This is a genomic window from Wenxinia saemankumensis (assembly GCF_900141735.1).
GTDB classification, from domain to species: Bacteria; Pseudomonadota; Alphaproteobacteria; order Rhodobacterales; family Rhodobacteraceae; genus Wenxinia; species Wenxinia saemankumensis.
The window spans coordinates 52,143-76,687 of record NZ_FQYO01000006.1 but is presented as its reverse complement, the minus strand read 5'-3'; the positions used below and the strand labels follow the sequence as shown (position 1 = coordinate 76,687).

General features: G+C 72.7%; 21 protein-coding genes and 1 tRNA gene. 14 read left to right on the top strand and 8 right to left on the bottom strand.

Translation table 11 applies throughout. The annotated features are described in order from the left end of the window. Nucleotide 1 precedes the first annotated feature (1 nt). The 3 genes from BUE30_RS15500 to BUE30_RS15490 are packed head-to-tail and all read left to right on the top strand — an operon-like array spanning nucleotide 2 to nucleotide 2,628. Entirely contained in the window at nucleotides 2–1,096 is a 1,095-nt protein-coding gene (locus BUE30_RS15500; RefSeq protein WP_073333314.1) for a UDP-3-O-(3-hydroxymyristoyl)glucosamine N-acyltransferase, read from the top strand. Nucleotides 1,097–1,133: 37 nt separating this feature from the next. Beyond that, entirely contained in the window at nucleotides 1,134–1,409 is a 276-nt protein-coding gene (locus BUE30_RS15495) for an acyl carrier protein (RefSeq protein ID WP_244526384.1), read from the top strand. A 4-nt stretch (nucleotides 1,410–1,413) separates the two neighbouring features. After that, nucleotides 1,414–2,628, top strand: coding sequence for a beta-ketoacyl-[acyl-carrier-protein] synthase family protein (locus tag BUE30_RS15490; RefSeq protein WP_073333307.1), 1,215 nt, complete (start codon nucleotides 1,414–1,416; stop codon nucleotides 2,626–2,628). Nucleotides 2,629–2,701: 73 nt separating this feature from the next. On the opposite strand, the gene BUE30_RS15485 is transcribed toward BUE30_RS15490, so the two are convergent. Continuing rightward, complete coding sequence (locus BUE30_RS15485) at nucleotides 2,702–3,454, bottom strand: invasion associated locus B family protein (RefSeq protein ID WP_073333302.1); 753 nt, start codon at nucleotides 3,452–3,454, stop codon at nucleotides 2,702–2,704. A 532-nt stretch (nucleotides 3,455–3,986) separates the two neighbouring features. Here BUE30_RS15485 and BUE30_RS15480 point away from each other — a divergent pair. Further along, nucleotides 3,987–5,588 carry a helicase HerA-like domain-containing protein gene (locus tag BUE30_RS15480; protein WP_083601426.1) on the top strand — a complete coding sequence of 534 codons (1,602 nt, stop codon included), beginning with the start codon at nucleotides 3,987–3,989 and terminating at the stop codon, nucleotides 5,586–5,588. 58 nt (nucleotides 5,589–5,646) lie between these two features. Next, nucleotides 5,647–6,375: a hypothetical protein gene (locus BUE30_RS15475; protein ID WP_073333299.1), complete on the top strand. Its 729-nt coding sequence runs from the start codon at nucleotides 5,647–5,649 to the stop codon at nucleotides 6,373–6,375. 60 nt (nucleotides 6,376–6,435) lie between these two features. Here BUE30_RS15475 and BUE30_RS15470 read toward each other — a convergent pair. The 3 genes from BUE30_RS15470 to BUE30_RS15460 form a co-directional block, all read right to left on the bottom strand. Then, nucleotides 6,436–6,509, bottom strand: a tRNA-Gly gene (locus BUE30_RS15470). 43 nt (nucleotides 6,510–6,552) lie between these two features. Further along, nucleotides 6,553–8,589 (bottom strand): ASKHA domain-containing protein, encoded by a 2,037-nt coding sequence (locus BUE30_RS15465; RefSeq protein ID WP_073333296.1) that lies wholly within the window; start codon nucleotides 8,587–8,589, stop codon nucleotides 6,553–6,555. Between the two features lie 88 nt (nucleotides 8,590–8,677). Next, complete coding sequence (locus BUE30_RS15460; RefSeq protein ID WP_073333292.1) at nucleotides 8,678–9,337, bottom strand: hypothetical protein; 660 nt, start codon at nucleotides 9,335–9,337, stop codon at nucleotides 8,678–8,680. A gap of 116 nt (nucleotides 9,338–9,453) precedes the next feature. On the opposite strand from BUE30_RS15460, the gene guaB reads away from it, so the two are divergent. The 3 genes from guaB to BUE30_RS18275 all read left to right on the top strand — a co-directional run bounded on the left by guaB (nucleotide 9,454) and on the right by BUE30_RS18275 (nucleotide 15,671). Next, the gene (gene guaB / locus BUE30_RS15455; RefSeq protein WP_073333287.1) at nucleotides 9,454–10,902 is read left to right on the top strand and encodes an IMP dehydrogenase; all 1,449 of its coding nucleotides are present in this window, start codon (nucleotides 9,454–9,456) and stop codon (nucleotides 10,900–10,902) included. A 31-nt stretch (nucleotides 10,903–10,933) separates the two neighbouring features. Beyond that, complete coding sequence (locus BUE30_RS15450; protein ID WP_073333282.1) at nucleotides 10,934–12,085, top strand: RsmB/NOP family class I SAM-dependent RNA methyltransferase; 1,152 nt, start codon at nucleotides 10,934–10,936, stop codon at nucleotides 12,083–12,085. Between the two features lie 121 nt (nucleotides 12,086–12,206). Continuing rightward, the gene (locus BUE30_RS18275; protein ID WP_073333279.1) at nucleotides 12,207–15,671 is read left to right on the top strand and encodes an ATP-binding protein; all 3,465 of its coding nucleotides are present in this window, start codon (nucleotides 12,207–12,209) and stop codon (nucleotides 15,669–15,671) included. Between the two features lie 761 nt (nucleotides 15,672–16,432). Here BUE30_RS18275 and BUE30_RS15440 read toward each other — a convergent pair. The 3 genes from BUE30_RS15440 to BUE30_RS15430 all read right to left on the bottom strand — a co-directional run bounded on the left by BUE30_RS15440 (nucleotide 16,433) and on the right by BUE30_RS15430 (nucleotide 19,233). Continuing rightward, nucleotides 16,433–17,404 carry a glucokinase gene (locus BUE30_RS15440; RefSeq protein ID WP_073333272.1) on the bottom strand — a complete coding sequence of 324 codons (972 nt, stop codon included), beginning with the start codon at nucleotides 17,402–17,404 and terminating at the stop codon, nucleotides 16,433–16,435. Nucleotides 17,405–17,492: 88 nt separating this feature from the next. Then, complete coding sequence (locus BUE30_RS15435) at nucleotides 17,493–17,993, bottom strand: cell wall hydrolase (RefSeq protein WP_073333268.1); 501 nt, start codon at nucleotides 17,991–17,993, stop codon at nucleotides 17,493–17,495. Between the two features lie 127 nt (nucleotides 17,994–18,120). Continuing rightward, nucleotides 18,121–19,233: a Ppx/GppA phosphatase family protein gene (locus tag BUE30_RS15430; protein ID WP_073333264.1), complete on the bottom strand. Its 1,113-nt coding sequence runs from the start codon at nucleotides 19,231–19,233 to the stop codon at nucleotides 18,121–18,123. A 248-nt stretch (nucleotides 19,234–19,481) separates the two neighbouring features. Between BUE30_RS15430 and BUE30_RS15425 the strand changes: the two genes are divergently transcribed. From BUE30_RS15425 to BUE30_RS15400, 6 genes are all read left to right on the top strand, one after another. Then, nucleotides 19,482–19,778 carry a virulence factor gene (locus BUE30_RS15425; RefSeq protein ID WP_073333260.1) on the top strand — a complete coding sequence of 99 codons (297 nt, stop codon included), beginning with the start codon at nucleotides 19,482–19,484 and terminating at the stop codon, nucleotides 19,776–19,778. 38 nt (nucleotides 19,779–19,816) lie between these two features. Continuing rightward, nucleotides 19,817–20,734, top strand: a complete 918-nt coding sequence (locus BUE30_RS15420) for a methylenetetrahydrofolate reductase (protein ID WP_073333712.1) — start codon at nucleotides 19,817–19,819, stop codon at nucleotides 20,732–20,734. Beyond that, nucleotides 20,734–21,390, top strand: coding sequence for an HAD family hydrolase (locus BUE30_RS15415; protein ID WP_073333257.1), 657 nt, complete (start codon nucleotides 20,734–20,736; stop codon nucleotides 21,388–21,390). The genes BUE30_RS15420 and BUE30_RS15415 overlap by 1 nt, the downstream gene beginning before the upstream one ends. Next, nucleotides 21,387–22,436 carry a dihydropteroate synthase gene (locus tag BUE30_RS15410; protein WP_073333253.1) on the top strand — a complete coding sequence of 350 codons (1,050 nt, stop codon included), beginning with the start codon at nucleotides 21,387–21,389 and terminating at the stop codon, nucleotides 22,434–22,436. The genes BUE30_RS15415 and BUE30_RS15410 overlap by 4 nt, the downstream gene beginning before the upstream one ends. Then, nucleotides 22,429–22,665, top strand: a complete 237-nt coding sequence (locus tag BUE30_RS15405) for a hypothetical protein (protein WP_139300583.1) — start codon at nucleotides 22,429–22,431, stop codon at nucleotides 22,663–22,665. The genes BUE30_RS15410 and BUE30_RS15405 overlap by 8 nt, the downstream gene beginning before the upstream one ends. 243 nt (nucleotides 22,666–22,908) lie before the next feature. Further along, nucleotides 22,909–23,649 (top strand): RlmE family RNA methyltransferase, encoded by a 741-nt coding sequence (locus BUE30_RS15400; protein ID WP_073333244.1) that lies wholly within the window; start codon nucleotides 22,909–22,911, stop codon nucleotides 23,647–23,649. On the opposite strand, the gene BUE30_RS15395 is transcribed toward BUE30_RS15400, so the two are convergent. Continuing rightward, nucleotides 23,619–24,524, bottom strand: coding sequence for an endonuclease/exonuclease/phosphatase family protein (locus BUE30_RS15395; RefSeq protein ID WP_073333709.1), 906 nt, complete (start codon nucleotides 24,522–24,524; stop codon nucleotides 23,619–23,621). The genes BUE30_RS15400 and BUE30_RS15395 overlap by 31 nt on opposite strands. Nucleotides 24,525–24,545 lie beyond the last annotated feature (21 nt).

Genomic DNA, 24,545 nt, shown 5'->3' with positions numbered 1-24,545 from the left:
AATGGACCCGACCATCGCCGAGATCGCCGAGACGCTCGGCACGACGTTCGCAGGCGACGGCACCCTTCGGGTCGCCCGCGCGGCCGAGCCGGCGGCCGCCGGGCCGGACGATCTCGCCATCGCGCTGTCGGGGCCCTTTCTCGCGGACCTGGCCGAGGGGCATGCGCGCGCCGCCCTGGTCCCGCCCGGGACCGATCCCGAGATGCACGGCCTCTCCGCCGCGATCTTCGCGCCGCGGGCGCGGCTCGCGCTGTCGCGGCTGACCGGCCTTCTGGCCCCCGACGACGCCTTCGGCGTCGGCCTTCATCCCAGCGCGGTGATCGACGACAGCGCCGAGATCGGGGACGGGTGCGATATCGGCCCGTTCTGCGTGATCGGCGCCGGCGTGGTGCTGGGGGCCGGCAGCCGGCTCGGCGCGCATGTCGTGCTGGGGCAGGGGGTGCGGATCGGCCCCGGCGCGCGCATCCGCGACGGCGCCCGGATCGGCCCGCGCGTGACCGCCGGGGCGCGTCTGGTGGTGCAGCCCGGCGCCGTGATCGGGGGCGACGGCTTCTCCTTCGTGACCGAGGGGCCTTCCGGCCCGGAACGGGCCCGCGCCGCCGGCGGCGCCGGGACGCTGGAGCCGACCGATCCCCCCGGATGGCACAAGATCGAGAGCCTCGGCGGAGTCGAGATCGGCGACGATGTCGAGATCGGCGCGAATTCCGCGGTCGATGCCGGCACGATACGCGCCACGCGGATCGGCAGCGGGACCAAGATCGACAACCTCGTCCAGGTCGGACACAACGCGATCGTGGGACGGGACTGCCTGCTCTGCGGGCAATCCGCGATCGCGGGGTCGACCGTGATCGGGAACCGCGTCGTCCTGGGCGGACAGACCGGCGTCGGGGATCACCTGCGGATCGGCGACGACGTGGTGGCGGGCGGGGGCTCGGTCATCCTCGCCTCGGTCCCGGCGGGGCGGATGGTGCTGGGCTACCCCGCCCAGCGGATGGACCGGGCGCTGGCGCTGCACCGGCAGGCGCTGCGGGCTGGGCGGCGCGCCGTGACGCCCGCGGCGGAAAACCCGGTTCCAAAGCCGGGGCCGGCCAAGTAAACGGTCCGCGCACCGACCCCTCTAGAAGGCCCCGAACATGACCGCCCCCATGCCCGACGTGCGGCACGAGGTGAAACGGATCCTCGCCGAGCAGGCGCTGATCGAGCCGACCGACGTGTCCGACGACGCGACGCTCGAGAGCCTCGGCGTCGATTCCATGGGTCTGGTCGAGGCGATCTTCGGCTTGGAAGAGGCGTTCGACATCCGCATCCCCTTCAACGCGAACGCTCCGGGCGAGAGCGGCTTCGACATCTCGTCCGTCGACAGCATGGTCGCGACGGTCGAGCGGCTGATCGCCGAGCAGAAGGGCTGAGGCGATGCGCGGGCGACGCGTCGCCATCACCGGGGCGGGCACGATCAACCCGCTCGGGGCGGATGTGCCCGCGACCCTGGCCGCGATGCGCGAGGGGCGGGTGGCGATCGGCCCGCTCGACATCCGCGACGCGGACCGCCTGCTCGCCCCGATCGGGGCTCAGGTCGCGGAGTACGACGAGACGGCGCGCTTCGACCGGCAGCAGATCGCCCTCTACGACCGGTTCACCCAGTTCGCCCTGATCGCGGGGGGCCAGGCGGTCGCGCAGTCGGGCCTGACCTTCGACGGCGCGCTGGCCGAGCGGGCGGGCGTCGTCATCGGGACCAGCGGCGGCGGCCTCGGTACGCAGGACGACAATTACCGGGCCGTCTACGAGGAGGGAAAGAACCGCGTCCATCCCTTCGTCGTGCCCCGGCTGATGAACAGCGCCGCCGCGTCGCATCTGGGCATGGTCCACAACCTGCGCGGGCCCGGCTTCACCGTGTCCAGCGCCTGCGCCTCGTCCAATCACGCGATGGGGCAGGCCCTCGCCATGATCCGCTCGGGCATGGCCGACGTGATGCTGACCGGCGGATCGGAGGCGATGCTCTGCTTCGGCGGGTTCAAGGCGTGGGAGGGCCTGCGCGTGATGAGCCGCGACGGCTGCCGGCCGTTCTGCGCGACCCGCAGCGGCATGGTCCAGGGCGAGGGCGCGGCCGTCTTCGTCTTCGAGGAATGGGAGCATGCACGCGCCCGCGGCGCCGAGATCCTGGCCGAGGTGGCGGGGTACTCCATGACCTCGGATGCGGGGGACATCGTCATGCCCTCGCAGCAGGGGGCGGAGCGGGCGATGGCCGGCGCGCTGGCGGATGCGGGCCTCGCCCCCGGCGATGTCGGCTACGTCAACGCCCACGGCACCGCGACGGCGGCGAACGACCGCATCGAATCCGCGGCCATCGCAGCGGTGTTCGGCCCGGCGACCGGCGGCCTCGCGGTCTCCTCGACCAAATCGATGCACGGCCACCTGATCGGCGGGGCGGGAGCGGTGGAGCTGCTCGCCTGTCTCTCGGCCCTGCGCGACGGCGTGATCCCCCCGACGATGGGCTGGCGGACGCGCGATCCGGATTGCCCGCTCGACGTGGTGCCGAATGCCGCGCGCGAGGCGCGGGTCGCCGCGACGCTGTCCAACGCCTTCGCCTTCGGCGGGCTGAACGCGGTGCTGGCCCTGCGCGCCGCCTGAGACGGGCTCCGGACAGCAGAAAAAAGGGCCGGCCCCCGGGGGACCGGCCCGATCCTTCACCCCGTGGGGCGGATCACTCGGCCGGGGCAGGAACCGCCTCGTTGCCGGCCTCGAAGGCGGCGGTGAAGCCGGTGAGCGACATGTTCAGCGCCACGGTCTGATCGGGGGCCAGGGCCGGGACGATGGTGACGGTCGCCCGGGCGCCGCGCTTCATCTGGTCGACCGTCGCCTGGTCGAACCCGATCCGGGCGAGGCAGCCCGAGGAGAGCAGCGGCGAGAAGCCGCGCGCCGAGCAGAAGGTGAACGGGTAGGTCCGCGGCTCGCTGCCGTCGATCGAGATCCGCAGCCCGGCCGGCAGCAGCGTCTCCATCGGGGCGACGATGTTGGCGCCCGCGGCGGCCTCGCCCTCGGTCACCGGGAACAGGCCGACCTCGGCGACGGGATTGCCTTCCTCGTCCTCGAGCAGCTGGTAGATCGTGCAGGGTTCGGGCCCCTCCTCGACGCGCAGGCAGCGCTGCAGCCAGTCGCCGTACTCGGCGCGGGTATAGGGGGCGCCCGGCTGGTTGCTGTCGGGCACGCCCATGGAGAGGTCCTCGGCGGCGCTCGGGGCGGTGCCCGTGTTTTCGGTACCCGTGTCTTGGGCGCCGGTCTCCGCCGTGCCCGCGTCCTGGGTGCCCGCGTCTTCGGTGCCCGCGTCTTCGCCGGCGGTGTCCTGCGTGCCCGTCTCGGCCGGGGTCTCGGTCGTTTCGTCGGTTTCCTGCGCCCAGGCGGCGCCAGCCAGGGTGGCGAGGGCGAGGGTGCTGGTCAGCGTGAGGGTCTTCAGCATGGAACGTCCCAATCTGCTTCGTCTGTCGACGCCGCCCCTAGCATGGCCGCCCGGTCCTGTCAGGAGCAAAGGGCGTTCCCTCACGCCCGCGTGGCCCGGCGGCGCCCGCAAAACGGGCGGTGACGGGGATCGCGTGGCACGGCATGGTGGTGGCGCCCGGCCCCGGTGGCGGGCCTGCCGGGCCCAATTGAAAAAGGGGTGCCCGCGATCGCGGACCCCCTTTCCCGTTTCTCCCTGCCGGACTTGGCCGACCTATTGCGCGGGACGCTACGACAGGGCTTCGAAGCCGTCAACACCCTTGCGGATCCTTGCCGGCCCCGACGCCCGGGGCAGGAGGGCGACGAAAAAAACCGCGCCACGGGGGGCGCGGTCAGTCTGACAGGGAGGAAACGCCGGTCGCGGGAGAGGCCGCGCCCGGCCCACGCAGACTGGCAGAGAATTCCTAAGTTTGTATTGTCGGCCGGAAAGGCCGGCGGCCTCTCGGCCCCGGAAGGGGGGGGCAGGCCCCGCCCCCCGCGCGCGAGGAACGAAGATGGCGGATTCCGATGCCGGCGCAGGCGCCGCACCCGAGGGCGAGGCCGCCCGGCAGGAGGGCCTGATCCTCGTCGGCGGGGGCGGGCCCGGCTACGGGGCGCCGCAACATCTCCGCCTCGACAAGGCGAACCGGCACGGGCTGATCGCGGGCGCGACCGGCACCGGCAAGACGGTCACGCTCCAGATCCTGGCCGAGGGGTTCTCGGCCGCGGGCGTCCCGGTCTTCCTTTCGGACGTGAAGGGCGACCTCTCCGGTCTCGGCCATCCCGGCGATGCCGGGGGCAAGCTGCACACTGCCTTCGCCGAGCGGGCGGCAACGATCGGCCTCGACCTGCGCTACGGCGCCGTTCCGGTCACCTTCTGGGACCTGTTCGGCGCGCAGGGCCACCCGGTCCGGGCCACGATCGCCGAAATGGGGCCACTGCTGCTGGCGCGGCTGCTCGACCTCACCGAGGTGCAGGAGGGGGTGCTCACCATCGCCTTCCGTGTCGCGGACGAGCAGGGGCTGCCGCTGCTGGACCTTGCGGACCTGCGGGCCCTGCTGGTCTGGTGCGGCCAGAACGCCAGGGCGCTGTCGCTGGAATACGGCAATGTCGGCACCGCCTCGATCGGGGCGATCCAGCGGGCGCTTCTCGTGCTCGAGACGCAGGGCGGGACGGATTTCTTCGGCGAGCCGGCCCTGCAGCTGGCCGACATGATACGGCAATCGGCGGACGGGCGGGGGGTGGTGAACATCCTGGCGGCCGACAGGCTGATGGCCTCGCCCCGGCTCTACGCGACCTTCCTGCTCTGGCTGCTCTCCGAACTGTTCGAGGAGCTGCCGGAGGTGGGCAATCCCGACCGGCCGACGCTCGTCTTCTTCTTCGACGAGGCGCACCTGCTGTTCGACGGCGCCCCGCCCGCGCTGGTGGACAAGGTCGAACAGGTCGCCCGGCTGATCCGGTCCAAGGGGGTGGGCGTCTACTTCGTCACCCAGAACCCGGCCGACGTCCCGGACACGGTGCTGGGTCAGCTCGGCAACCGGGTGCAGCACGCGCTGCGCGCCTTCACCGCGAGGGACCGCAGGGCGCTGGAGGAGGCGGCCGAGACCTACCGCGACAATCCCGCCTTCGACATCGCCGACGCGATCCGCGATGTCGGCACGGGCGAGGCGGTGACGTCCTTCCTCGACGAGAAGGGCCGCCCCGGCATCGCCGAGCGCACCCTGATCCGCCCGCCCGCCAGCCAGCTCGGCCCCCTGACGGAGGAGGAGCGCGCCGCGCTGATCGCGGGGTCCGGGCTGGGCGGAAAATACGACACCAGGCTCGACCGCGAGAGCGCGGCCGAGATGCTGCGCGCCCGGGCCGACGCCGCCGCAAGAGAGGTCGAGCGGACCGCCCGCCCCGACGCGATGCCGCAGGAGCGCGAGTTCGGCCATGCGCGGCGCTGGGACGGCGGCCGCGCAGGGGCAGGGCGCGCGCGCGAGATCGGCACGCGGCGGAGTGGAACGGCGGACAGCCTCGGCGGCGCGCTGTCCGAGGCGCTGGTCAAAGAGCTGCGGGGCACGACGGGCCGGCGGATCATCCGCGGCGTCTTCGGCACGATCTTCCGCGGAAGGTGAGGCCCCGCGCCTCCCGTCCCCCCTTCCCCTGCGGCAGGAATCGGCTAGGCTGACATTCATGATGACGAATGCCCGCCAGACGCGCCCGCTGGGCCTCCTCGTTCTCGCCGCGTGGCCGGTCGCCGCGGCGGCGCAGGATTTCGACCCGACCCTGACCGACCCGGCCGAGATCGCCCTGCAATGCGGCGGATCCTCGGCCGCGGGCGAGATCGTCTTCGCGCAATGTGCGGTCTGCCACGAGATCGGCGAGGACGCGGAAAGCGGCGTCGGCCCCCATCTGCAGGAATTCGTGGGCCGGCTCGCCGGCTCGCTTGAGGATTTCGCCTATTCCCCGGCGCTGGTCGCGCTGGGAGAGCAGGGCGTGACCTGGGAACGGGACAGCATGCACGCGATGCTCGCCGATCCCGCCTCCATGGGCTTTCCGGAGAACCATCCCGTCGTCGCGGACGAGCAGGCGCGCAACGACCTGATGACCTATCTGCGCACCCATACCCTGCCGCCCGCCCCCGCCATCGGCGAGGTCGCGGTGCCAGAGCATGTCCTCGCGATGGAGGGCGACGCCGCTTACGGCGAATACCTGTCGGGCGAATGCGCCGCCTGCCACGTGCCCGGCGGGACCGACGACATTCCCGGGATCACCGGCATGGCGCGCGGCGACCTGATGCTGGCGCTCTACGAATACCGCGAACGGGCGCGGCCCAACTCCACCATGCAGCTCGTCGCGCAATCGCTGGGCGAGGCCGAGATCGCGGCGCTCGCCGCCTATTTCGAAGGCGCGGCGCCCTAGGCCCCGCGCGCCGAGGCGGCAGGCCCTGCGTATCTCGCCCGGGTCTCGTCAGGGGGGGAGTGGAGCGGGTAACGGGAATCGAACCCGTAACAAGAGCTTGGGAAGCTCGTGTGATACCTTTTCACCATACCCGCACCGGTCTGGTGAGGCGTGAGATACGCCGCGCCCCCCCTCCCGTCAAGCGTCGCGCCGCCGCCTGCGCCGCCCGCCCTCGCCCCCGCCGCCGGTGTTGAACGACACGTCCGGCAGCGGGGCGACGGCCCGCAGGTTGGCGAAGGGCGCGGTGGCGTGGGGGATCGCGTTGGCGGCCACGAAATGCTCCTGGAAGCGGGGCTCGATCGCCGTCTCGACCTTGTGGATGCGGCGCACCTCCGCCTCGATCCGGGCCCGCGCCGCGACGGAGCAGAGCGCGATCCGCGCCCCGGTGCCGGCCGCGTTCCCCGCGCTCGTCACCTTGTCCAGCGGCACGTCGGGGATCATCCCCAGCACCATCGCGTGCTTGGGCGAGATATGCGCGCCGAAGGCCCCCGCGAGCACGACGCGCCCGACCGCGTCCACGCCGCGCTCGTCCATCAGCAGCCGCGCCCCGGCATAGAGCGCGGATTTCGCCAGCTGGATCGCCCGGATGTCACCCTGCGTGACCGTGATGCGGGGCCCGCCCGCCTCGGTCCCGTCGTGGATCAGGTAGGCATGGGTCCGGCCCTCGGCCTCGCAGCGGTCGGTCCCGGTCTGCTCGGCCGAGCCGATCAGGCCCTTCGCGTCGAGCAGCCCCGCCATCCGCATCTCGGCCACCGCCTCGATGATGCCCGAGCCGCAGATGCCGGTGACGGTTCCGGCTTGCTCGGCAAAGCCGGCCTCGTCGGACCAGAGCTCGCATCCGATCACGCGGAAACGCGGCTCCTTCGTCTGCGGGTCGATCTCGACCCGCTCGATCGCGCCGGGCGCGGCGCGCTGGCCCGAGCTGATCTGCGCCCCCTCGAAGGCCGGCCCGGTGGGCGAGGAACAGGCGAGGACGCCGTCCCGGTCGCCCAGCAGGATCTCGGCATTGGTGCCCACGTCGACCACCAGCACTAGGTCCTCGGACTTGCCCGGCTCTTCCGACAGCGCGACGGCGGCGGCATCGGCGCCGACATGGCCCGCGATGCAGGGCAGGACGAACACCCGGGCGGCGTCGGACAGGCCGGTCAGCCCCAGCTCGGCCGCGTCGAGCGACAAGCTCTCGGACGTGGCGAGGGCGAAGGGCGCCTGGCCGAGCTCCACCGGGTCGATCCCCAGCAGCAGGTGGTGCATCACCGGGTTGCAGACAAAGACCGCCTCGACGATGTCGCGCGCCTCGATCCCTACCTCCGTCGCGATCTCGGCGGCGAGGCGCGAGATCGCGTCCCGCACCGCCGCCGTCATCTCGGCCGCGCCGCCCTCGTTCATCATCGCGTAGCTGACCCGGCTCATCAGATCCTCGCCGAAGCGGATCTGCGGGTTCATCACCCCCGCACTCGCCTTGACCGTGCCGTTGCGCAGATCGGTCAGATGCGCCGCGATGGTGGTCGAGCCGAGGTCGATGGCCAGCCCGTAGAGCCGGCCCTCGTGAAAGCCGGGCCAGAGGTCGATCAGGCGATGCGCCTCGTCCCGGTGCCCCTTGTGCAGCGCGACGGTCACCTCCCACTTGCCCTTGCGCAGGACGGGCTGGAGCCGCGAGAGGACAGGCAGCGGCGCGGTCAGCCGCTCGATCCCCCAGGCCTCCTTCAGCGCGGCGGCGAGCCGTTCCAGATCGCCCGAGGGCTCGTGCATGTCGGGTTCGGGCACGGTCACGAAATAGAGCTTCGTCGCCGGGTCCATGACGATCTCGCGCGCGCTCGCGCTCTTGCGCACGACCTGCCGGTGGACCTGGCTCTCGGGCGGGACGTCGATCACCACGTCGGACAGGATCTGCGCCTGGCAGCCGAGGCGGCGCCCCTCCTTCAGCCCCCGGATCCGGTCGTAGCGCGCCTCGACCTCGTTCCACGCGCTCAGCGCGCCGGGGGCGACGGTGACGCCGAACTTGGGGAAATCGCCCCGGCCGGGACTGACCTGGCACTTGGAGCAGATGCCCCGCCCGCCGCAGACGCTGTCCAGATCGACGCCGAGCCGCCGCGCGGCCGCCAGGACCGGCGTGCCGGCGGGCACGCGGCCGCGCTTGCCCGAAGGCGTGAAGATGACGAGCGGATCCTCGGCCATGGGGCCTCCTCGTGACTTGCGCGCCGGACCATAGCGGCGCGTCCGGCAGGTTAAAGAGGGGGAAGCGACGCGTTCCGCGTCGCCCGCGTCACGCCAGCACGCCGGTCCCCAGAAGCCAGACCGCCAGCGGCACCGGCAGCGTGGCGAGCAGCACCGTGGCGAGCACCAGCGGCCCCCGGAACAACCCCGACATGCCGGCCAGCAGCATCAGCCCGCCACCGCCGCCCAGCACGATCGTCCCCGGCAGGTTCAGGAGCAGCGCAAGCGTCAGGTAGCGCCAGTCCGTCAGCAGCGCCGCGACCGGCCGGGGCAGGGCGGCCGACAGGGCGGCCGCCCGCGCCGGCGGATTCATGTCCCGCAGCCGCATCAGCAGCGCCTCGATCCGGACGAGGCGCAGGTCGCGCGCCAGCCGGACGAGGAAGGTCAGCGGCACGAACCGCCCCGCGGCCCAGGCGATCATCAGCCCCGCACCCGTCGCGCCCCAGACGAAGGGCGCGTAATCCGCCCCCCGCATGACGAGGATGGAGATCCCGATCTCCACCGCCGGGACGAAGGGAATCGCCAGCAGCAGCGCATAGGCGGCGAAGATCGCGGCGCTCAGCATCCGCGCCTCGCCGGTCTCGAACCGCATCACCAGGGCCATCGCCCGGTCCGACAGCGCCAGCAAGGCCCAGACCAGCGCCGCGACGAGCGCGAGGCGCAGCGCCAGCCGGACCGGGCGCGGCAGGAAGGAGAGGGGGCGCGTCATCGCCGCCCTCCTATCCCGCCCCGGGATCGCCGAACAGGGGCGCCCGGACCGGGCGGTTGCCCCGCCCCCGGCCTTGGCGTAAGGGGCCGCATTGCTGACGACGGAGACCTTTGCCCATGGACATCCGCGAGGCCCTGACCTTCGACGACGTGCTGCTGCTGCCCGCCGCCTCGAGCGTCCTGCCCGGCACCGCCGATACCCGCACCCATGTCACCCGACGCATCGGGATGAACATCCCGCTGCTTTCCTCGGCCATGGATACCGTGACTGAGAGCCGGATGGCGATCACCATGGCCCAGTCCGGCGGGATCGGCGTGATCCACCGCAATCTCGACATCGAGGCCCAGGCCGACGAGGTCCGCCGGGTGAAGCGCTTCGTCTCCGGCACGGTCTACAAGCCGGTGACGCTGACCCCGGACCAGACGCTGGGCGACGCCAGGAAGCTGATGGAGCGCTATCGCATTACCGGTTTTCCGGTCGTCGATGCGGATCGGCGGGTCGTCGGGATCGTGACCAACCGCGACATGCGCTTCGCCGAGAACGACGACACGCCGGTCCGGGTCATGATGACCTCGGACGACCTCGCGGTCCTGCGCGAGCCGGTCGACCTGGACGAGGCGCGCAGCCTGATGAAGGCGCGCCGGATCGAGAAGCTGCTCGTGACGGACGCGAAGGGGCACCTCACCGGGCTGCTGACGCTGAAGGACAGCGAGCAGGCCGTTCTCAATCCGGCCGCCTGCAAGGACGAGCTGGGGCGCCTGCGCGTCGCCGCCGCCTCCACCGTCGGCGAGGCGGGCTACGAGCGTTCGGCCGCGCTGATCGATGCCGGGGTCGACATCGTGGTGATCGACACCGCCCATGGCCATAGCGAGGGGGTCGGCAAGGCCGTCAATCGTCTCAAGGGCTTGTCGAACGACGTTCAGATCATCGCCGGCAACGTCGCGACCGCCGAGGGCGCCCGCCACCTGATCGACAGCGGCGCCGACGCGGTCAAGGTCGGGATCGGTCCCGGCTCCATCTGCACGACGCGGATGGTGGCGGGCGTCGGCGTGCCCCAGCTGACCGCGATCATGGACGCCGCCTCGGCCGCCGGGGACATTCCGGTCATCGCCGATGGCGGAATCAAGTTCTCGGGCGACTTCGCCAAGGCGATCGCCGCGGGCGCCTCCTGCGCCATGGTCGGCAGCATGATCGCGGGCACCGACGAGAGCCCGGGCGAGGTGATCCTCTACCAGGGCCGGTCGTTCAAGGCCTATCGCGGCATGGGCTCGCTCGGCGCGATGGCGCGGGGCAGCGCCGACCGCTACTTCCAGAAGGATGCGGCGAGCGACAAGCTCGTCCCCGAGGGGATCGAGGGCCAGGTCGCCTACAAGGGCTCTGCCACCGCAGTGATCCACCAGCTCGTCGGCGGTCTGCGCGCCGCGATGGGCTATACCGGCTGCGGCACTGTGGCCGAGATGCGCACGGGCTGTTCCTTCGTCAAGATCACCGGCGCGGGGCTGAAGGAAAGCCATGTCCATGACGTGCAGATCACGCGCGAGAGCCCGAATTACCGCATCGGATGAGCGGCTTGCGGTGCGATCCTGAGGTGATGGCTTGACCCCGGGCGCCCGCGCCGCGGCGGCGATCTCGGTGCTCGACGACTGGCTGGACGGCGCCCCGGTTGAGCGCGCGCTGCTCCGCTGGGCGCGGGGCGCCCGCTATGCCGGGTCGGGCGACCGCGCCGCCGTCCGCGACCTCGTCTACGACGCCGTCCGCCGCCGCCGCAGCGCGGCAGCTGCCGGCGGTGCGCTGACCGGGCGCGGGCTCGTCCTCGGCACGCTGCGGCTGGACGGGACCGATCCTGCGACGCTCTTCACCGGACAGGGGCACGCGCCCCCTCCGCTCGACGAAGGCGAGCGACCGGGCGCGGCGCCCGCCGACCGGGGCACGCGGCTGGACTGGCCCGACTGGCTGCTGCCCCATGCCGATGCCGCCCTCGGCGCGGGGGCGGAGGCGGCCCTCGCGGCGCAGCGCGACCGGGCGCCGGTCTTTCTGCGGGCGCTGGGCGACCGCGGCGTCGCGGCCGAGCGCCTCGCCGAAGAGGGCATCTCGGTCTCCCCCCTCGCCGACGTGGCGACCGCGCTCGAGGTGACGCGCAATGCGCGTCGCGTCGCGGCGAGCGCCGCCTTCCGCGAGGGGCTGATCGACCTGCAGGACGCGAGTTCGCAGGCCGCGATCCTCTCGCTTCCCCTGGCGGGGGGCGAGACGATCCTCGACTATTGCGCCGGCGGGGGCGGCAAGTCCCTCGCCGTCGCGGCCCGGGGCGCCGGCCGGGTCGTCGCGCACGACGCCGATCCCGCCCGCATGGCCGACATCGCGCCGCGCGCCCTCCGTCTCGGCGCGGAGGTGGAGGTCGTGCCGGACCTGCCCCCCGGTCTGCTGGCCGACCTCGTGATCGTCGACGCGCCCTGCTCCGGCTCGGGCACGTGGCGCCGGGCGCCCGAGGCGAAATGGCGCCTGACTCCGGATCGACTGGCCGAACTCACGGCCCTGCAGGACGACATCCTCGCCGAGGCCGCCCGGCATGTCCGGCCCGGGGGGATTCTGGCCTACATGACCTGCTCGATCTTCAGGGACGAGAATGAAGATCGGGTGAACGCGGCACGCGCCGGCTGGGCCGCCGACTGGCAGTCGCGACTCGAGCGGCGCTGGATCCCGGGACCGGGCGGCGACGGCTTCTACCTTGCCCTCCTCGCGCGGCCCTGAGAGCCACCTGCGCCGCGGGATTGCCCGGTCGTCGTCTCTCGCGTTTACTCGGCCTTAACGCCGCTCGGCGAAGACGGAAGGCGAGGAATCGAACGGGGACGCCGGCGTGCACCATGACGGGATGGAGGAAGCGACCGCGCCGGACGGGGCGGGGCGCGGTCGGTGGGCGGCACCCTCGCTGGTCCTCGCCCTGTCGGGGCTTGCGGCCCTCGTCGCCGCCGCGCTGGGGCCCGTCTGGCTGCGGATCGCGGCGCTTCCGTTCGGCGGCCTGACGCTCGGCGCGGGCCTCGTCCTGCTGTTGCGCAGGCCGGATCCGGGCCGGTCCGAGGCGCGCGTCGATCCCGCGCTCGCCCTGTCCCATGTCGACCCCGCGCCCGTCTTCATCGCCGATGCCGATGGCCGCATCCTGTCGCGCAACGCCGCCGCCTCGGGCCGGCTCGAAACCGCCGGCCCCGACACGATCGGCCGGCTGTTCCGCGACCATTTCGCCAATCCCGCCGCGATCCGCGCCCGGCTGCAGGAGGCGGCGATGGCGAACGGGCATGCGCGCGAGGACATCGTCACGCGCCGGGGCCACCTTCGGCTGGCCGCGGCCCATCTGGGGGGCTCCTTCGCCTGGCGGCTGGAGGACGTGGGCGACCGCGGCGGCGGCCGGCCGACGGATCACATGAGCCTGCCGATGCTGACCGCCGGTCCGAGCGGCGCCGTCCTCTACATGAACGAGGCGTTCCGCCGGCTGACCGGGGGGCGTGCCCGCTCGCTCGACCTGATCTTCCGCGACCTGCCGCTGAAGAGCGGGACGATGCGCACCGTCGAATCGGCCGACGGGCCGCGCTCCTGCCTCGTCGCGACGGTGCCCGGGCAGGGCGGGCGCAGCGAGGTCTACCTCCTGCCGGGGGCAGAGGGGGATGGCGGCGCGACGGGCTGGGCCGCGCTCGCGCAGCTGGACCTGCCGATGCTGAAGGTCGCCCCGACGGGGGAATTGCTGGCCAGCAACCAGGCGGCGCGCGACCTCGTCCCGATGCCCGTCGACACGGCGGAGCGGATGTCCGACCTGCTCGAGGGGCTGGGCCGCCCGATCGTCGACTGGCTGCGCGAGACGGCCGAGGGGCGCGGCCAGCCCGGCCCGCAATTCCTGCAGGGCACCGGCCAGCACCGCGACTGGTTCGTCCAGGTCTTCCTGCATCCCGCGGGCCCGCCGGAGGAGCGTTACCTCGTCGCCGTCCTGACGGACGTGTCCGAACTCAAATCCCTGGAGGCGCGGTTCAACCAGGCCCAGAAGATGCAGGCGATCGGCCAGCTCGCCGGCGGCATCGCCCATGATTTCAACAATCTGCTGACGGCGATCACCGGCCATTGCGACCTCCTCCTCCTCGGCCGGGACGAGGGGGACGCCGTCTATCCGGATCTCAAGCAGATCCAGCAGAACGCGTTCCGCGCGGCCGGCCTGATCTCCCAGCTGCTGGCCTTCTCGCGCAAGCAGAACCTCGTCCTGCAGATCGTCGACCCCCACGATGCGATCGCCGACATGACCCATCTTCTCGGCCGGCTCACGGGCGAGACGATCGATCTCGAGGTCCGTCAGCAGGGGGATCTGGCCCCGATCCGCGTCGATCCCCGCCAGCTCGACCAGATCATGATGAATCTCGTCGTGAATGCCCGCGATGCGATGGGCGGGACGGGGCGGATCGTGATCGAATCGGAGACCGTCAGGCTGGACGAGCCGCTGTGCCGCGACCGGGCGACCGTTCCGCCCGGGCCCTGGGTCGTGATGCGGGTGATCGACCACGGCTGCGGCATCTCGCCCGACCAGCTGCGCCGGGTCTTCGAGCCGTTCTACACGAGCAAGAAGATCGGAGAGGGAACCGGTCTCGGCCTCTCGACGGTCTATGGAATCGTCAAGCAATCCGGGGGCTTCGTCTTCGTGGACAGCGTCCTGGGGGAGGGGACGACCTTCAGCCTCTACTTCCCGGCCCATGTGGGTCCGGCGGTGCCGGGAGGGGGCGCCGCCGATCACTGGGGCGAAACGGCCCTCGGGCACGCCCCTCGCCTCGTCCTGCCGGTCGAGATCTCGGCGCAGGCCCCTCCGGCGGATCATCCCGGGCCGGCGGAGGGGGCACCGGCCGCCAGCGCGGCTCCGACCGGTGCTGTGCGGGATCCTTCGGCCGGGTTGGCGGCACCGGGGAGCGGGATCATCTCGGACTCCCACTCGGGCCTTGTGCCGAACGCCGCCGCTCGTCCCGGCTCGCCCGGGCCCGACGTGACGGCACAGCGCCGGACCCCGCCCCCGGTCCCCGAATCGGGCGCAGGCAAATTCGTCGGCCCTCAGATGGAGTCCGTGGAACCGGCATCAGCCTTGGATGAGGGGCCGGCGGAGCGGGCGCGCGGGGCCGCGCGCGAGCGGCCGGACCGATCCCCGGCCGGGGCGGATGGACGTCGGTCGGCCGGGGATCGGCTCGACGAACGGGATCCGTCCCCTGTTGCGGGAAGCGGAGCGCCCGATCGCGAAGTCGCGACCCCGGCGGGGCGCAGCGACAAGGGATCGGTCCGACCTGCCGCCATGTCTGGCGGGCCGATCCCCGCATCCCGATCCGGAGAGTCGGGCCCGCCTGGTCGTGGTCCGGCCGCGCCCGGCGGACGGCAACCTGACCCGGCCCTGTCCCCTTCCGGCGCACAGTGGAAAGATGATGGCCCCGCCATGTCCGGTCATTCCCGTGGCCCCGACACGCATGAGCCCCGGGGACATGCCGGAGGGGGGCCCGGCAGCGGAGGGCCGGCATCGGACGAGGACGGCGGCCGCTTGCCGACCAAAGCCGCAGAGGGGGACCCATCCCGATCCGAGCCGGCGGGCGGGGCAGGTTCGGGACCGGGAGACGGCGCGGCCCCCTCGGGGCCGGATGTCCCGGCCGGCGAGCGGGCGGGCACCCCTGCAACGGGCGGAGATGAGGCGATGTCCCCCGAAGTCGGATCGATGGCGAACCGCCCCGGCCCCGGGATCCCCCCCGGTCCCCAAGATGCCGGATCGGCGGATCGCGGCCCAGACACCGAGGGACCTGAAACCCTCACCAGCGCTCCGGCACCGGTCAGAGACCATCCGGCACCTGTCGCCTTCGCCGGAAACCTCTCGCCCATTGCGACCGGCGTGGATGAGCGGCGGGGCCGGACCGGATCCCGCGGGCCGGGAGGCGGCGCCACGGTCCTGCTGGTCGAGGACGAGGCGCCCGTCCGGGCCTTCTCGTCGCGCGCGCTTCGCCTGCAGGGCTACGTCGTGCTCGAAGCCGAGAGCGGGGATGCCGCGCTCCGCATTCTCGAGGAGGAAGGGGGAGCGATCGACGTTGCCGTGACCGACGTCATCATGCCGGGACGTGACGGACCGTCCTGGGCGCGCGAGGCCCTGGCGACCTGGCCCGGATTGCGGCTGATCTTCGTTTCCGGCTACGCCGAGGATGCGTTCGAGGAGCAGCGCAAGGCCTTTCCCGGTTCGCGGTTCCTGCCCAAGCCGTTTTCCCTCTCCGAACTCGTCGCGGCTGTCGGCTCGGAGCGGGAGCGCGCCTCGCGGGCCTCTCCCGTTCCGGCGGAAGGGTAGCCCGATGGGTCGACCGGCGGCGGCCCCGGGGCGGAGAGCCACGATGTCCCTCCGCGGCAGGCACGGGCCGATGGCGGCGGCCGCTCCGGAGGGGGGGGCCCCGGGGGGTGGACCGGCGGCGGCCCCGGGGTGGAGCGCCACGATGTCCCTCCGCGGCCGGCACGGGCCGATGGCGGCGGCCGCTCCGGAGGGGGGGGGCCGGAGGGTGGACCGGCGCCGGCCTCGGAGCGGAGAGCCACGATGTCCCTCCGCGGCCGGCACGGGCCGATGGCCGCGACCGCTCCAGAGGGGGGGCCGGGGGGTAAACCAGCGGCGGCCTCGGGGCGGGAGGCCGCGATGTCCCTCCGCGGCTGGCGGGCCGGATCGCACAGGCCGGTCCGGAGGAGGGTTGGACCGGATGTGGGTCGGCGACGGCGAGGGGCAGGTAGCTTCGACGTCCGGCGGCGAACGGACGGGGCCGCCGGCGCGAGGGCCGATCCGAAGGATCGGAGAGGCGCCACTGCCGGAAGATGTCCGATCGATCGGCCCCCCGGCGGTTCCGAAGGTCCGGAGCGTCGCCACCGGCGGGCCCTGCGCGGGTGTCCGGGCCGGGGACAGCTCGCGCGGCGGAACCGGCGGGGCGATCCCACGGCCCCTTCGGGCGGCCGGGGGAAGCGACAGGTCACTCCTCCTGCCGCCCCCGGGACGTCAGCCGCGGGCCGACGGTCGAGGGGGTGCCGGATCCCCGCCTGCTCCGGCCCGGGCCGGGGGAGGCGCTTCGCTCAGGGCGCGGCGGAGGCGACGAGATGGGCCGCGCAGCCGGTCAGTGCCGCGTAATCGTCCTCCACCACGCTCACGCCGAAATTGCGCATGAACCCGGCGAAGCGTCCCTTGTCCCGAAACGCCTCGACGAAGCCGTATTCGGGCAGGTAGGGGGCGAAGGCGCGCGCGACGCCGCCGACGAGATAGACCCCGCCGAAGGGAAGCTGGGTCAGCGCGAGATTCCCCGCCACCGTTCCGAGCACCCGGGAGAAGACGCGGGCCGCCGCGATCGCCCTCTCGTCGGTCCCGGCGGCGCAGGCGGCCATGATGTCCGCGGCCCGCGCCTCGCGCCGATCCTCGGCCTCCTGGCCGAGCCAGGCATAGACCCGCTCGAGCCCGCGACCCGAGAGCACGTCCTCGACGGCGGGGAAGCCGTGCGCGGTCGAGACGAAGTCGCACAGCCGCATGTCGCGCGCGTCGCGCACCGGCAGGTTGACATGCCCGCTCTCGGAGGGGGGGACGAGCCGGCCGGCCCCGGTCTCGAAGACCGGGGCGGCGTTGAAGCCGGTGCCGACGCCGATGACCAGCTTGGCCGCGTGCTCGCTCGCCTCGGGGAAGGGGATGACCTCGATCAGGTTCTCGGCCGGGATGTGGCCGATCGCGTGGCCCTGCGCCTGCAGGTCGTTGAGGATCGCCGTGCGTTCGGCCCGCGTCGCGCGGGTGAGCGTGCCGCGGTCGATCGTCCAGTCGAGATTGGTCATCGTCGCGCGCCCGTCGCGGACGGGCCCCGCCACCGCGACGCAGGCGGCGGTGGGGTCGACCCCCTCCTCCTGGCAGTAGAGGCGTAGCACGCTCTCCAGCCCGGGATGGTCGCCGTTGCTGTAGCGGCGGACGCTGTCGGGCAGCACGGCCCGCCCGTCGGCCAGGGCGACGCGCGTGTTCGTCCCGCCGATATCGGCCACCAGGGACAGGGTGTTCGCAGGCCGGGTCATCGCATCCTCCCTCCGGATCGGTTCCGGGGGTGATAGGGGGCAACGGGCCCGGGGGGCAAGGGCGGGCGGCGCCGGGCCGATCCGGCCGTCAGCCGCGGGTGAGGCCCTCGGTCGGGGGCAGGGGGAGGGGGCTGGTCACGAGTTCGGGCCGGCGCCTCTCGTAGAAGGCGTTGCCGCCGGTCGTGACGGTGTAGTGCATGTTGTCGTAGCCGGCGCGGTAGGTCGCGGCGTGGAAGAACTCGGACCGGCCGACGAGCGGATGGCGCTCGCCCCGCAGGACCGAGCGCGCGGCGGCCCGGACCGCCTCGGCCGACGGGCCGGTCATGTCGCGCGTGAGCACGCCGGCGGCGAACTGGTTCGGCTGGCCGACCACGCCGCAGACATCGTCGGGATAGGCGGGCGAGGCGACACGGTTCATCACGACCGTGCCGACGGCGATCAGCCCGTCGCGGCTGGACCGGATGGATTCGAAGTACATCGCCCGGGCGAGGCACTCGGTCGCGTCGAGCCTGGGTCCCCGGTCGCGGGCACAGGCGGCGAGCGCCGCCAGAACGGCGAGGAGGAGCGCGGCGCGCGCGGATCGGATCATGGGCTGTCCTGCTCGGCTCGGTGGTTCGGGCGTCTCGCCGCCTCTTGCCGTCAGCCTAGCGCGGCGACCCCCGCCGGCGCAACGGCGCCGTCCCCCGGCGGCGCGTATCCCCCGGCGGGCCGAGTCCTCAGTAGGGCGCGTCCTCGAGCACGCCGTCCGCACTCATCTGCGCGTAGAGCAGCCCCTCGCGCAGGCCCCGGTCCGCCACCGACAGACGGTCGGTGGGCCACAGCCGCATCAGCGTCTGCAGGATCGCGCTGCCCGACATGATCAGCGACTGGCGATCCTTGCCGATCCGGGGATCGTTGCGCCGGCCCTCGGGCCCCAGATGCAGGTAGTCGCGGATCACCGCGTCGATCTGGTCCGAGGTCATGCGCAGCCCGTCCACCTTGGTCCGGTCGTAGCGCCGCAATCCCAGATGCGAGGCGGCCACGGTGGTGACGGTGCCGCTGGTCCCGATGATCTGGAATCCCTCGCGCGACTGCTCGGAGGCGGAGGGCGCGAAGGCCGAGAGGTTCTCTTCGAAGAACCAGGACATCAGGGCGAAGCGGGCGCTGTCGTCCTCGACGTCCGAGAACTGGTCGCGCAGGGTCGCGACGCCGAGCGGGACGCTGATCCAGTCCACCACCTTCGCCGCGGCGAAGGGGCCGGGATCGGAGGAGAAGCCCGCGTGCAGGCGCATGATCGCGCGCGGCCGCTCGCGCTGGGGTACCTTCGTCAGGTCGATCCAGACGAGCTCGGTCGAGCCGCCGCCGATATCGACGACCAGCAGCTGCTCGGTCCGGGTGGAGACGAGCGGCGCGCAGGACACGACGGCGAGGCGCGCCTCCTCCTCGGGGGGGATGATCTCGAGCTCGAGCCCGGTCTCGCGGCGCACCTGGGCGAGGAACTGCGCGCCGTTGCGCGCGCGCCGGCACGCCTCGGTCGCGACCAGCCGCATGCGCGACACCTTGTGCCGGGCGATCTTCTGCTTGCAGATCCGCAGCGCGCCGAGCGTGCGGTACATGGCCGCGCGCGACAGCCGGCCGGACGCCTCCAGTCCCTGCCCGAGCTGGACGGACTTGGAGAAGCTGTCGACCACATGGAACTGAGAGCCCTTGGGCTGGGCGATCAGCATGCGGCAGCTGTTCGTCCCGAGGTCCAGCGCCGCGTAGAGCGTCGCCGGGTCGGGGGTTCTGGGCGCGGGGCTCTCGACCGCCTTGGGGAAAGCGCCCGCGCGTGTGGGACGCTTGGGCGCCATCTCGCAACGCCCTCCGGTATCGTGTTGGCTCCGAAGGTAGGGCTCCGGACGGTTCCGCGCAAGCATTGTCCGCCGCCCGGACGGGCCGCCGGCACGGATGCCGTGCCGGCATCCGCCGGCGCCCGTCCCGCCGCGCCGGGGGTCGCTCGCGGACCGCGTGATGTCGAATTCCGCACGCATCCGGGATAGGGACGCCGTATCAGGGCGCAACGGACCCCGGGCGGGACCCGGGGCGGGAGAGACTTCGCATGACCGACATCACCATCGTCTACTGGCGCGACATTCCGGCGCAGGTGATCGCGGGCAAGGGCCGCCGCGCCGCCAAGGTGCAGCTGACCGAACGGTTCGAGCAGGCGATCGACCGCGCCGCGATGAAGGTCGGGGCGCGGGATGCCGACGCCTATCTCGCCGAATGGCGCAAGGTGCCCTCCGGTGCCGTCGAGGACGAGGCGGAGAGCGCCGCGCAGGCGGTGGCCGAGCGGCTCGAGAGCGAATACGACGCGGCCCGGCTCAGGGCGCTGATCGAGAATGACGGCCGGGCGTGACCCCGGAGCCCATCCAGACCCGCATCAGGGAGGCGCTCATGTCCATCCTCAACTTCCGCCGTCGTCCCGCCGCCCCGCAGGGCGCCGACCTCGGATCGTTCCTCGCCGGCTACTCGATCGAGGTGATGCCGCGCACCGCCGAGAAGGTCGAGGATTTCCGCGAGCTGCTGCCGGCCGGCACCCGGGTCTACATCGCCCATATCGACGGCACCCCGATCGACGAGATGGTGGCGACCGCCGCCCGGTTGCGTGCCGAGGGGTTCGAGCCGATGCCCCATTTCCCCGCCCGCGTGATCGAGAGCCGCGCGCAACTCGCCGAATGGCTGGCCATGTATCGCGGCGAGGCGGATGTCCGGCAGGGACTGATCCTCGCCGGGGGCGTCGCCGAGCCGCGGGGCGAGTTCCACAGCTCGATGCAGCTGCTCGAGACCGGCCTGTTCGGCGACTTCGAGCGGCTGCACGTCGCGGGCCATCCCGAGGGGTCGAAGGACATCGACCCCGACGGCTCCGATGCCAACGTGTCCGACGCGCTGCGCTGGAAGCAGGCCTTCTCCGAGCGGACGGACGCGACCATGGCGCTCGCCACGCAGTTCTCCTTCGAGCCCGAGCCGATCATCGCCTGGGCGGACCGCCTCGCCGCCGAGGGGATCGCGCTGCCGATCCATATCGGCATCGCCGGCCCGGCCAAGCTGCAGACGCTCATCAAGTTCGCCATCGCCTGCGGCGTCGGCCCCTCGGTGCGCGTCCTGCAGAAGCGCGCGCTCGACGTGACGAAGCTGGTCCTCCCCTACGAGCCCACGGACGTGCTAGGCGCGCTCGCCGCGCACAAGGCGGCGCATCCCGGCTTCGGGATCGAGGCGGTGCATTTCTTCCCGCTGGGCGGCATCAGGACCTGCGCGACCTGGGCGGCCGAGAACGGCGGGGCGGCGACGCGGCCGGCGCGCGCCACGGCCTGATGCCGTTCCGCGCCGCGCTCTTCGACCTCGACGGCACCATGCTCGAGACGGACCACCTGCACGAGGGGATCTTCCGCGATCTCCTCGCCCCGCGCGGCATCCATGTCGACACCCCGTTCTACATGGCCCATATCCACGGCCGCCTGAACGAGGACATGTTCGCCGAGCTGCTGCCGGACGAGCCCGATCCCCGCGCCCTGTCGGAGGAGAAGGAGGCCCGGTTCCGCGCGATCCTGCCCCGGCCCTACCCCCCGGCGCCGGGCCTGCCCGCCTTCCTCGACCGCGTCGAGGGGGCCGGATGGGTCATGGCCGTCGTCACCAACGCGCCGCGCCCCAATGCCGAGGCGATGATGGCGGCCATCGGCGTCGAAACACGCATCCCGGTCCTCGTCGTGGGCGAGGAATGCGCCCGCGGCAAGCCCGCCCCCGATCCCTATGCCGCCGCCTGCGAGCGGCTGGGCGTCGCCCCGGCCGAGGCCGTCGCCTTCGAGGACAGTCCCTCGGGCCTGCGCTCGGCCGCCGCCGCCGGCTGCCATGTCGTGGGCGTCCGCTCCGCCCTCACCGACGCCGCCTTGCGGGCGGAAGGGGCGGCCCTTACCGTCGCCGACTTCACCGATCCAGCCCTGAACGCGCTCTTTGCCGAGGACCCGACATGACCCGCACGATCTGCGAATCCGCCACGAAGACCGCCATCATCGGCTTCGACCAGCCGTTCTGCGTGATCGGCGAGCGGATCAATCCCACGGGCCGCAAGAAGCTCGCCGCCGAGCTGGAGGCCGGGGATTTCTCGACCGTGGAAGCCGACGCGCTCGCCCAGGCGGCCGCCGGGGCGACGATGCTCGATGTGAATGCGGGCGTCGTCTACAATTCCAACCCCAACCCGAACGAGACCGAGCCGCCGCTCATGCGCAAGATGATCGAGCTGGTCCAGGGCCTCGTCGACCTGCCGCTCTGCATCGACAGCTCCGTCCCCGCCGCGCTGGAAGCCGGGCTCGAGGTCTGCAAGGGCCGCCCGCTCGTGAACTCGGTCACCGGCGAGGAGGAGCGGCTGGAATACGTCCTGCCGCTGGTCAAGAAGTACAATGTCCCGGTCGTCGCGATCTCGAACGACGATACCGGCATCTCCGAGGATCCCGACGTACGCTTCGCCGTGGCGAAGAAGATCGTCGAGCGCGCCGCCGATTTCGGCATCCCCGCCCATGACATCGTGGTCGATCCGCTCGTTATGCCGATCGGGGCCATGGCGACCGCCGGCCAGCAGGTCTTCACCCTCGTCCGGCGGCTCCGCGACGAGCTCGGCGTCAACACGACCTGCGGCGCGTCCAACATCAGCTTCGGCCTGCCGAACCGGCACGGGATCAACCATGCCTTCCTGCCGATGGCGATCGGCGCCGGCATGACGAGCGCGATCATGAACCCGATCGCGCTGCCGGTCCCGAAGGCGAAGATCGCCGAGAAGCGGGCCGAGGTCGAGGCGGCGGGCGTGATCCTGCCCGAGGACATGGACGATTCCGCCTTCGTGAAGCTCTTCGGCCTCGGCTCGACCGAGGCGGCGGCCGGCCGCGAGATGGAGGCGATCCAGGCCGCGAACTTCCTGATGAACAACGACCCCTCCGGCGCCGCCTGGATCCGCGCCAATCGCGCCCCCGGCGAGGGCGGCGGACGGGGCGGCCGCGCCGGCGGGCGCCGCCGCCGTGGCTGATCGGGAGCTCGGCCGCGCGCTGGACGCGCTCGAGGCCGGCGACTGGGAGACGGCGCACGCCATCGCTCAGGACGGGCAGGGACCGGCGATGGACTGGCTTCACGCCCACCTCCACCGGGTGGAGGGCGACGCGGCCAATGCCGGCTACTGGTATGCCCGCGCCGGGCGCGCCCCCTTCGCCGGCAGCCTCGAGGAAGAGCGCGCGGCCCTGCGGCACGAGGCCGGCTGAGCCCCGACCCCCGCTCGCGCGGCGCCCGGCCCGCCCGGCCGGGAACGCGCGCCGCGCCGCCGCCCGGCTCGCGCCCCTCCCCGGAGAGGGCGACAGCCCGCCCGCCCCCTTCCGCCGGCGCAGGGGGCGCGCGCCCGGCCCCCTCCTTCGCAGGGTCCCAAATACCGTCCGCAATCTCCGCCCCGCACCACCGCCGGGACGAGGGCGCTTGCCACCGCGCGCGGGCGCGACTAGCTCCCCCGCATGGCACAGGGACCGAAGAAGACGTCCGGGCGCGGGCAGCGCGATCTCACCGTCCGGGTGAAGACGGCGAAGGGGCGCAAGCTCTCCAGCAAGCTATGGCTCGAGCGGCAGCTGAACGACCCCTATGTCCAGCGGGCGAAGCGCGAGGGGTATCGCGGCCGCGCCGCGTTCAAGATCCTCGAGCTCGACGACCGCTACCGCTTCCTCGTTCCCGGCGCGCGCGTCGTCGATCTCGGCTGCGCGCCGGGCGGCTGGTGCCAGGTCGCCGTGCCGCGGATCAACGCGCTGGGCGAGAAGCAGGGAAAGGCCGTCGGCCGGATCATCGGAATCGACCTGCAGGAGGTGGACCCGATCCCGGGGGCCGAGCTTCACGTCCTCGATTTCCTGGACGAGGGCGCGGACGACTTCATCAAGGCCCGCCTCGACGGGCCCGCTGACGTGGTGATGTCGGACATGGCCGCCTCCTCCTCGGGGCACAAGCAGACCGACCACCTGCGGATCATCGCGCTCTGCGAGGCGGCGGCCGAGCTGGCCTTCGACGTGCTGGCCCCCGGCGGCACCTTCGTCGCCAAGGTGCTGGCGGGCGGGGCCGAGGGCGACCTGCAGAAGCGGCTGAAGGACAGGTTCGACAAGGTGGCGAACATCAAGCCGCCGGCCTCGCGCTCCGATTCGTCCGAGAAGTTCGTGGTGGCGACCGGCTTCCGCGGCAATCAGAACGACACGTCCAGCGCGACGGGGTAGTGGTCCGACGGCCAGACGCCGTCGTAGCTCTCGCGCAGCACCATCGGCGGGCCCAGCGCCTCGGCCCCGCGCAGGCCGACATGGTCGATGGCCCCGAAGAGGTTCAGCCCCCGGTCGAAATGGAAGGTCGCGCCCGGCACCGGCGGGAAGGTCAGCCCGGCCACTTCCAGGATCTCCATCGTCGGCGAGCCGGCGCGCGCGTTGAGATCGCCCGCGAGGATCACCGGCCCCTCCCAGTCCGCGATGGGCGCCGCCACCAGCTCGGCCGAGCGGCGGCGGTTCTCCCACGCCTCGTAGTCGAAATGCACGTTCACCACCCGGAACGCCTCGCCCGTGGTCCGGTCCCTGAAGGCCGCCCATGTGGCATAGGCGGGGTAGGAGCCGTTGAAGGTGCGCGAATAGATCACGTCCGGCGTGTCCGAGAAGAAGAACCAGCCCTGATCCGTCACCTCCAGCCGCGCCGTCCGGTAGAGGATCGGCTGGGTGATCGGAAAGCTGTCGGGCTCCCCCACGGCAGCGGCTGCGTAACCGGGGTTCTGCGACAGGAGCCAGTCGAGGGCGAGGTTCTCGCGCGCCTCGCTCCCGCCGCCGAAGCTCTCCATCTCCTGGAAGGCGACGATGTCGGCGTCCAGCGCCGCGAAGGCGGCGGCGAGGGCGGGCCTCCGCCGCTCGAAGTCGCCACGGCTCCACCGGCCCGTCTCGCGGCGCAGGACGATGTAATGGACGTTGTGCGTCGCCACGCGCAGCCCGGTCCCGGGTGCGGGCGCGAAGTCCGACCCGCCGAGGCGAACCTGCTGGCAGCCGACGGCGGCCACCAGGATCAGGGCGAGCCCGGCGAGGGTCAGCGCGGCGCGGCGCAGGAGGGTGTGGATCATGCCCCAGGATCGCATGGGGGG

Bases quoted from the DNA above. Each gene is read 5' to 3' on its own strand.
- BUE30_RS15435 (WP_073333268.1), bottom strand. From the start codon at position 17,993: ATGATCCGATCCGCGCGCGCCGCGCTCCTCCTCGCCGTTCTGGCGGCG.
- BUE30_RS15430 (WP_073333264.1), bottom strand. From the start codon at position 19,233: ATGGCGCCCAAGCGTCCCACACGCGCGGGCGCTTTCCCCAAGGCGGTC.
- BUE30_RS15440 (WP_073333272.1), bottom strand. From the start codon at position 17,404: ATGACCCGGCCTGCGAACACCCTGTCCCTGGTGGCCGATATCGGCGGG.
- BUE30_RS15460 (WP_073333292.1), bottom strand. From the start codon at position 9,337: ATGACGCGCCCCCTCTCCTTCCTGCCGCGCCCGGTCCGGCTGGCGCTG.
- guaB (WP_073333287.1), top strand. From the start codon at position 9,454: ATGGACATCCGCGAGGCCCTGACCTTCGACGACGTGCTGCTGCTGCCC.
- BUE30_RS15415 (WP_073333257.1), top strand. From the start codon at position 20,734: ATGCCGTTCCGCGCCGCGCTCTTCGACCTCGACGGCACCATGCTCGAG.
- BUE30_RS15400 (WP_073333244.1), top strand. From the start codon at position 22,909: ATGGCACAGGGACCGAAGAAGACGTCCGGGCGCGGGCAGCGCGATCTC.
- BUE30_RS15410 (WP_073333253.1), top strand. From the start codon at position 21,387: ATGACCCGCACGATCTGCGAATCCGCCACGAAGACCGCCATCATCGGC.
- BUE30_RS15500 (WP_073333314.1), top strand. From the start codon at position 2: ATGGACCCGACCATCGCCGAGATCGCCGAGACGCTCGGCACGACGTTC.
- BUE30_RS15465 (WP_073333296.1), bottom strand. From the start codon at position 8,589: ATGGCCGAGGATCCGCTCGTCATCTTCACGCCTTCGGGCAAGCGCGGC.
- BUE30_RS15480 (WP_083601426.1), top strand. From the start codon at position 3,987: ATGGCGGATTCCGATGCCGGCGCAGGCGCCGCACCCGAGGGCGAGGCC.
- BUE30_RS15495 (WP_244526384.1), top strand. From the start codon at position 1,134: ATGACCGCCCCCATGCCCGACGTGCGGCACGAGGTGAAACGGATCCTC.
- BUE30_RS18275 (WP_073333279.1), top strand. From the start codon at position 12,207: ATGGAGGAAGCGACCGCGCCGGACGGGGCGGGGCGCGGTCGGTGGGCG.
- BUE30_RS15420 (WP_073333712.1), top strand. From the start codon at position 19,817: ATGTCCATCCTCAACTTCCGCCGTCGTCCCGCCGCCCCGCAGGGCGCC.
- BUE30_RS15475 (WP_073333299.1), top strand. From the start codon at position 5,647: ATGATGACGAATGCCCGCCAGACGCGCCCGCTGGGCCTCCTCGTTCTC.
- BUE30_RS15490 (WP_073333307.1), top strand. From the start codon at position 1,414: ATGCGCGGGCGACGCGTCGCCATCACCGGGGCGGGCACGATCAACCCG.
- BUE30_RS15395 (WP_073333709.1), bottom strand. From the start codon at position 24,524: ATGATCCACACCCTCCTGCGCCGCGCCGCGCTGACCCTCGCCGGGCTC.
- BUE30_RS15485 (WP_073333302.1), bottom strand. From the start codon at position 3,454: ATGCTGAAGACCCTCACGCTGACCAGCACCCTCGCCCTCGCCACCCTG.
- BUE30_RS15425 (WP_073333260.1), top strand. From the start codon at position 19,482: ATGACCGACATCACCATCGTCTACTGGCGCGACATTCCGGCGCAGGTG.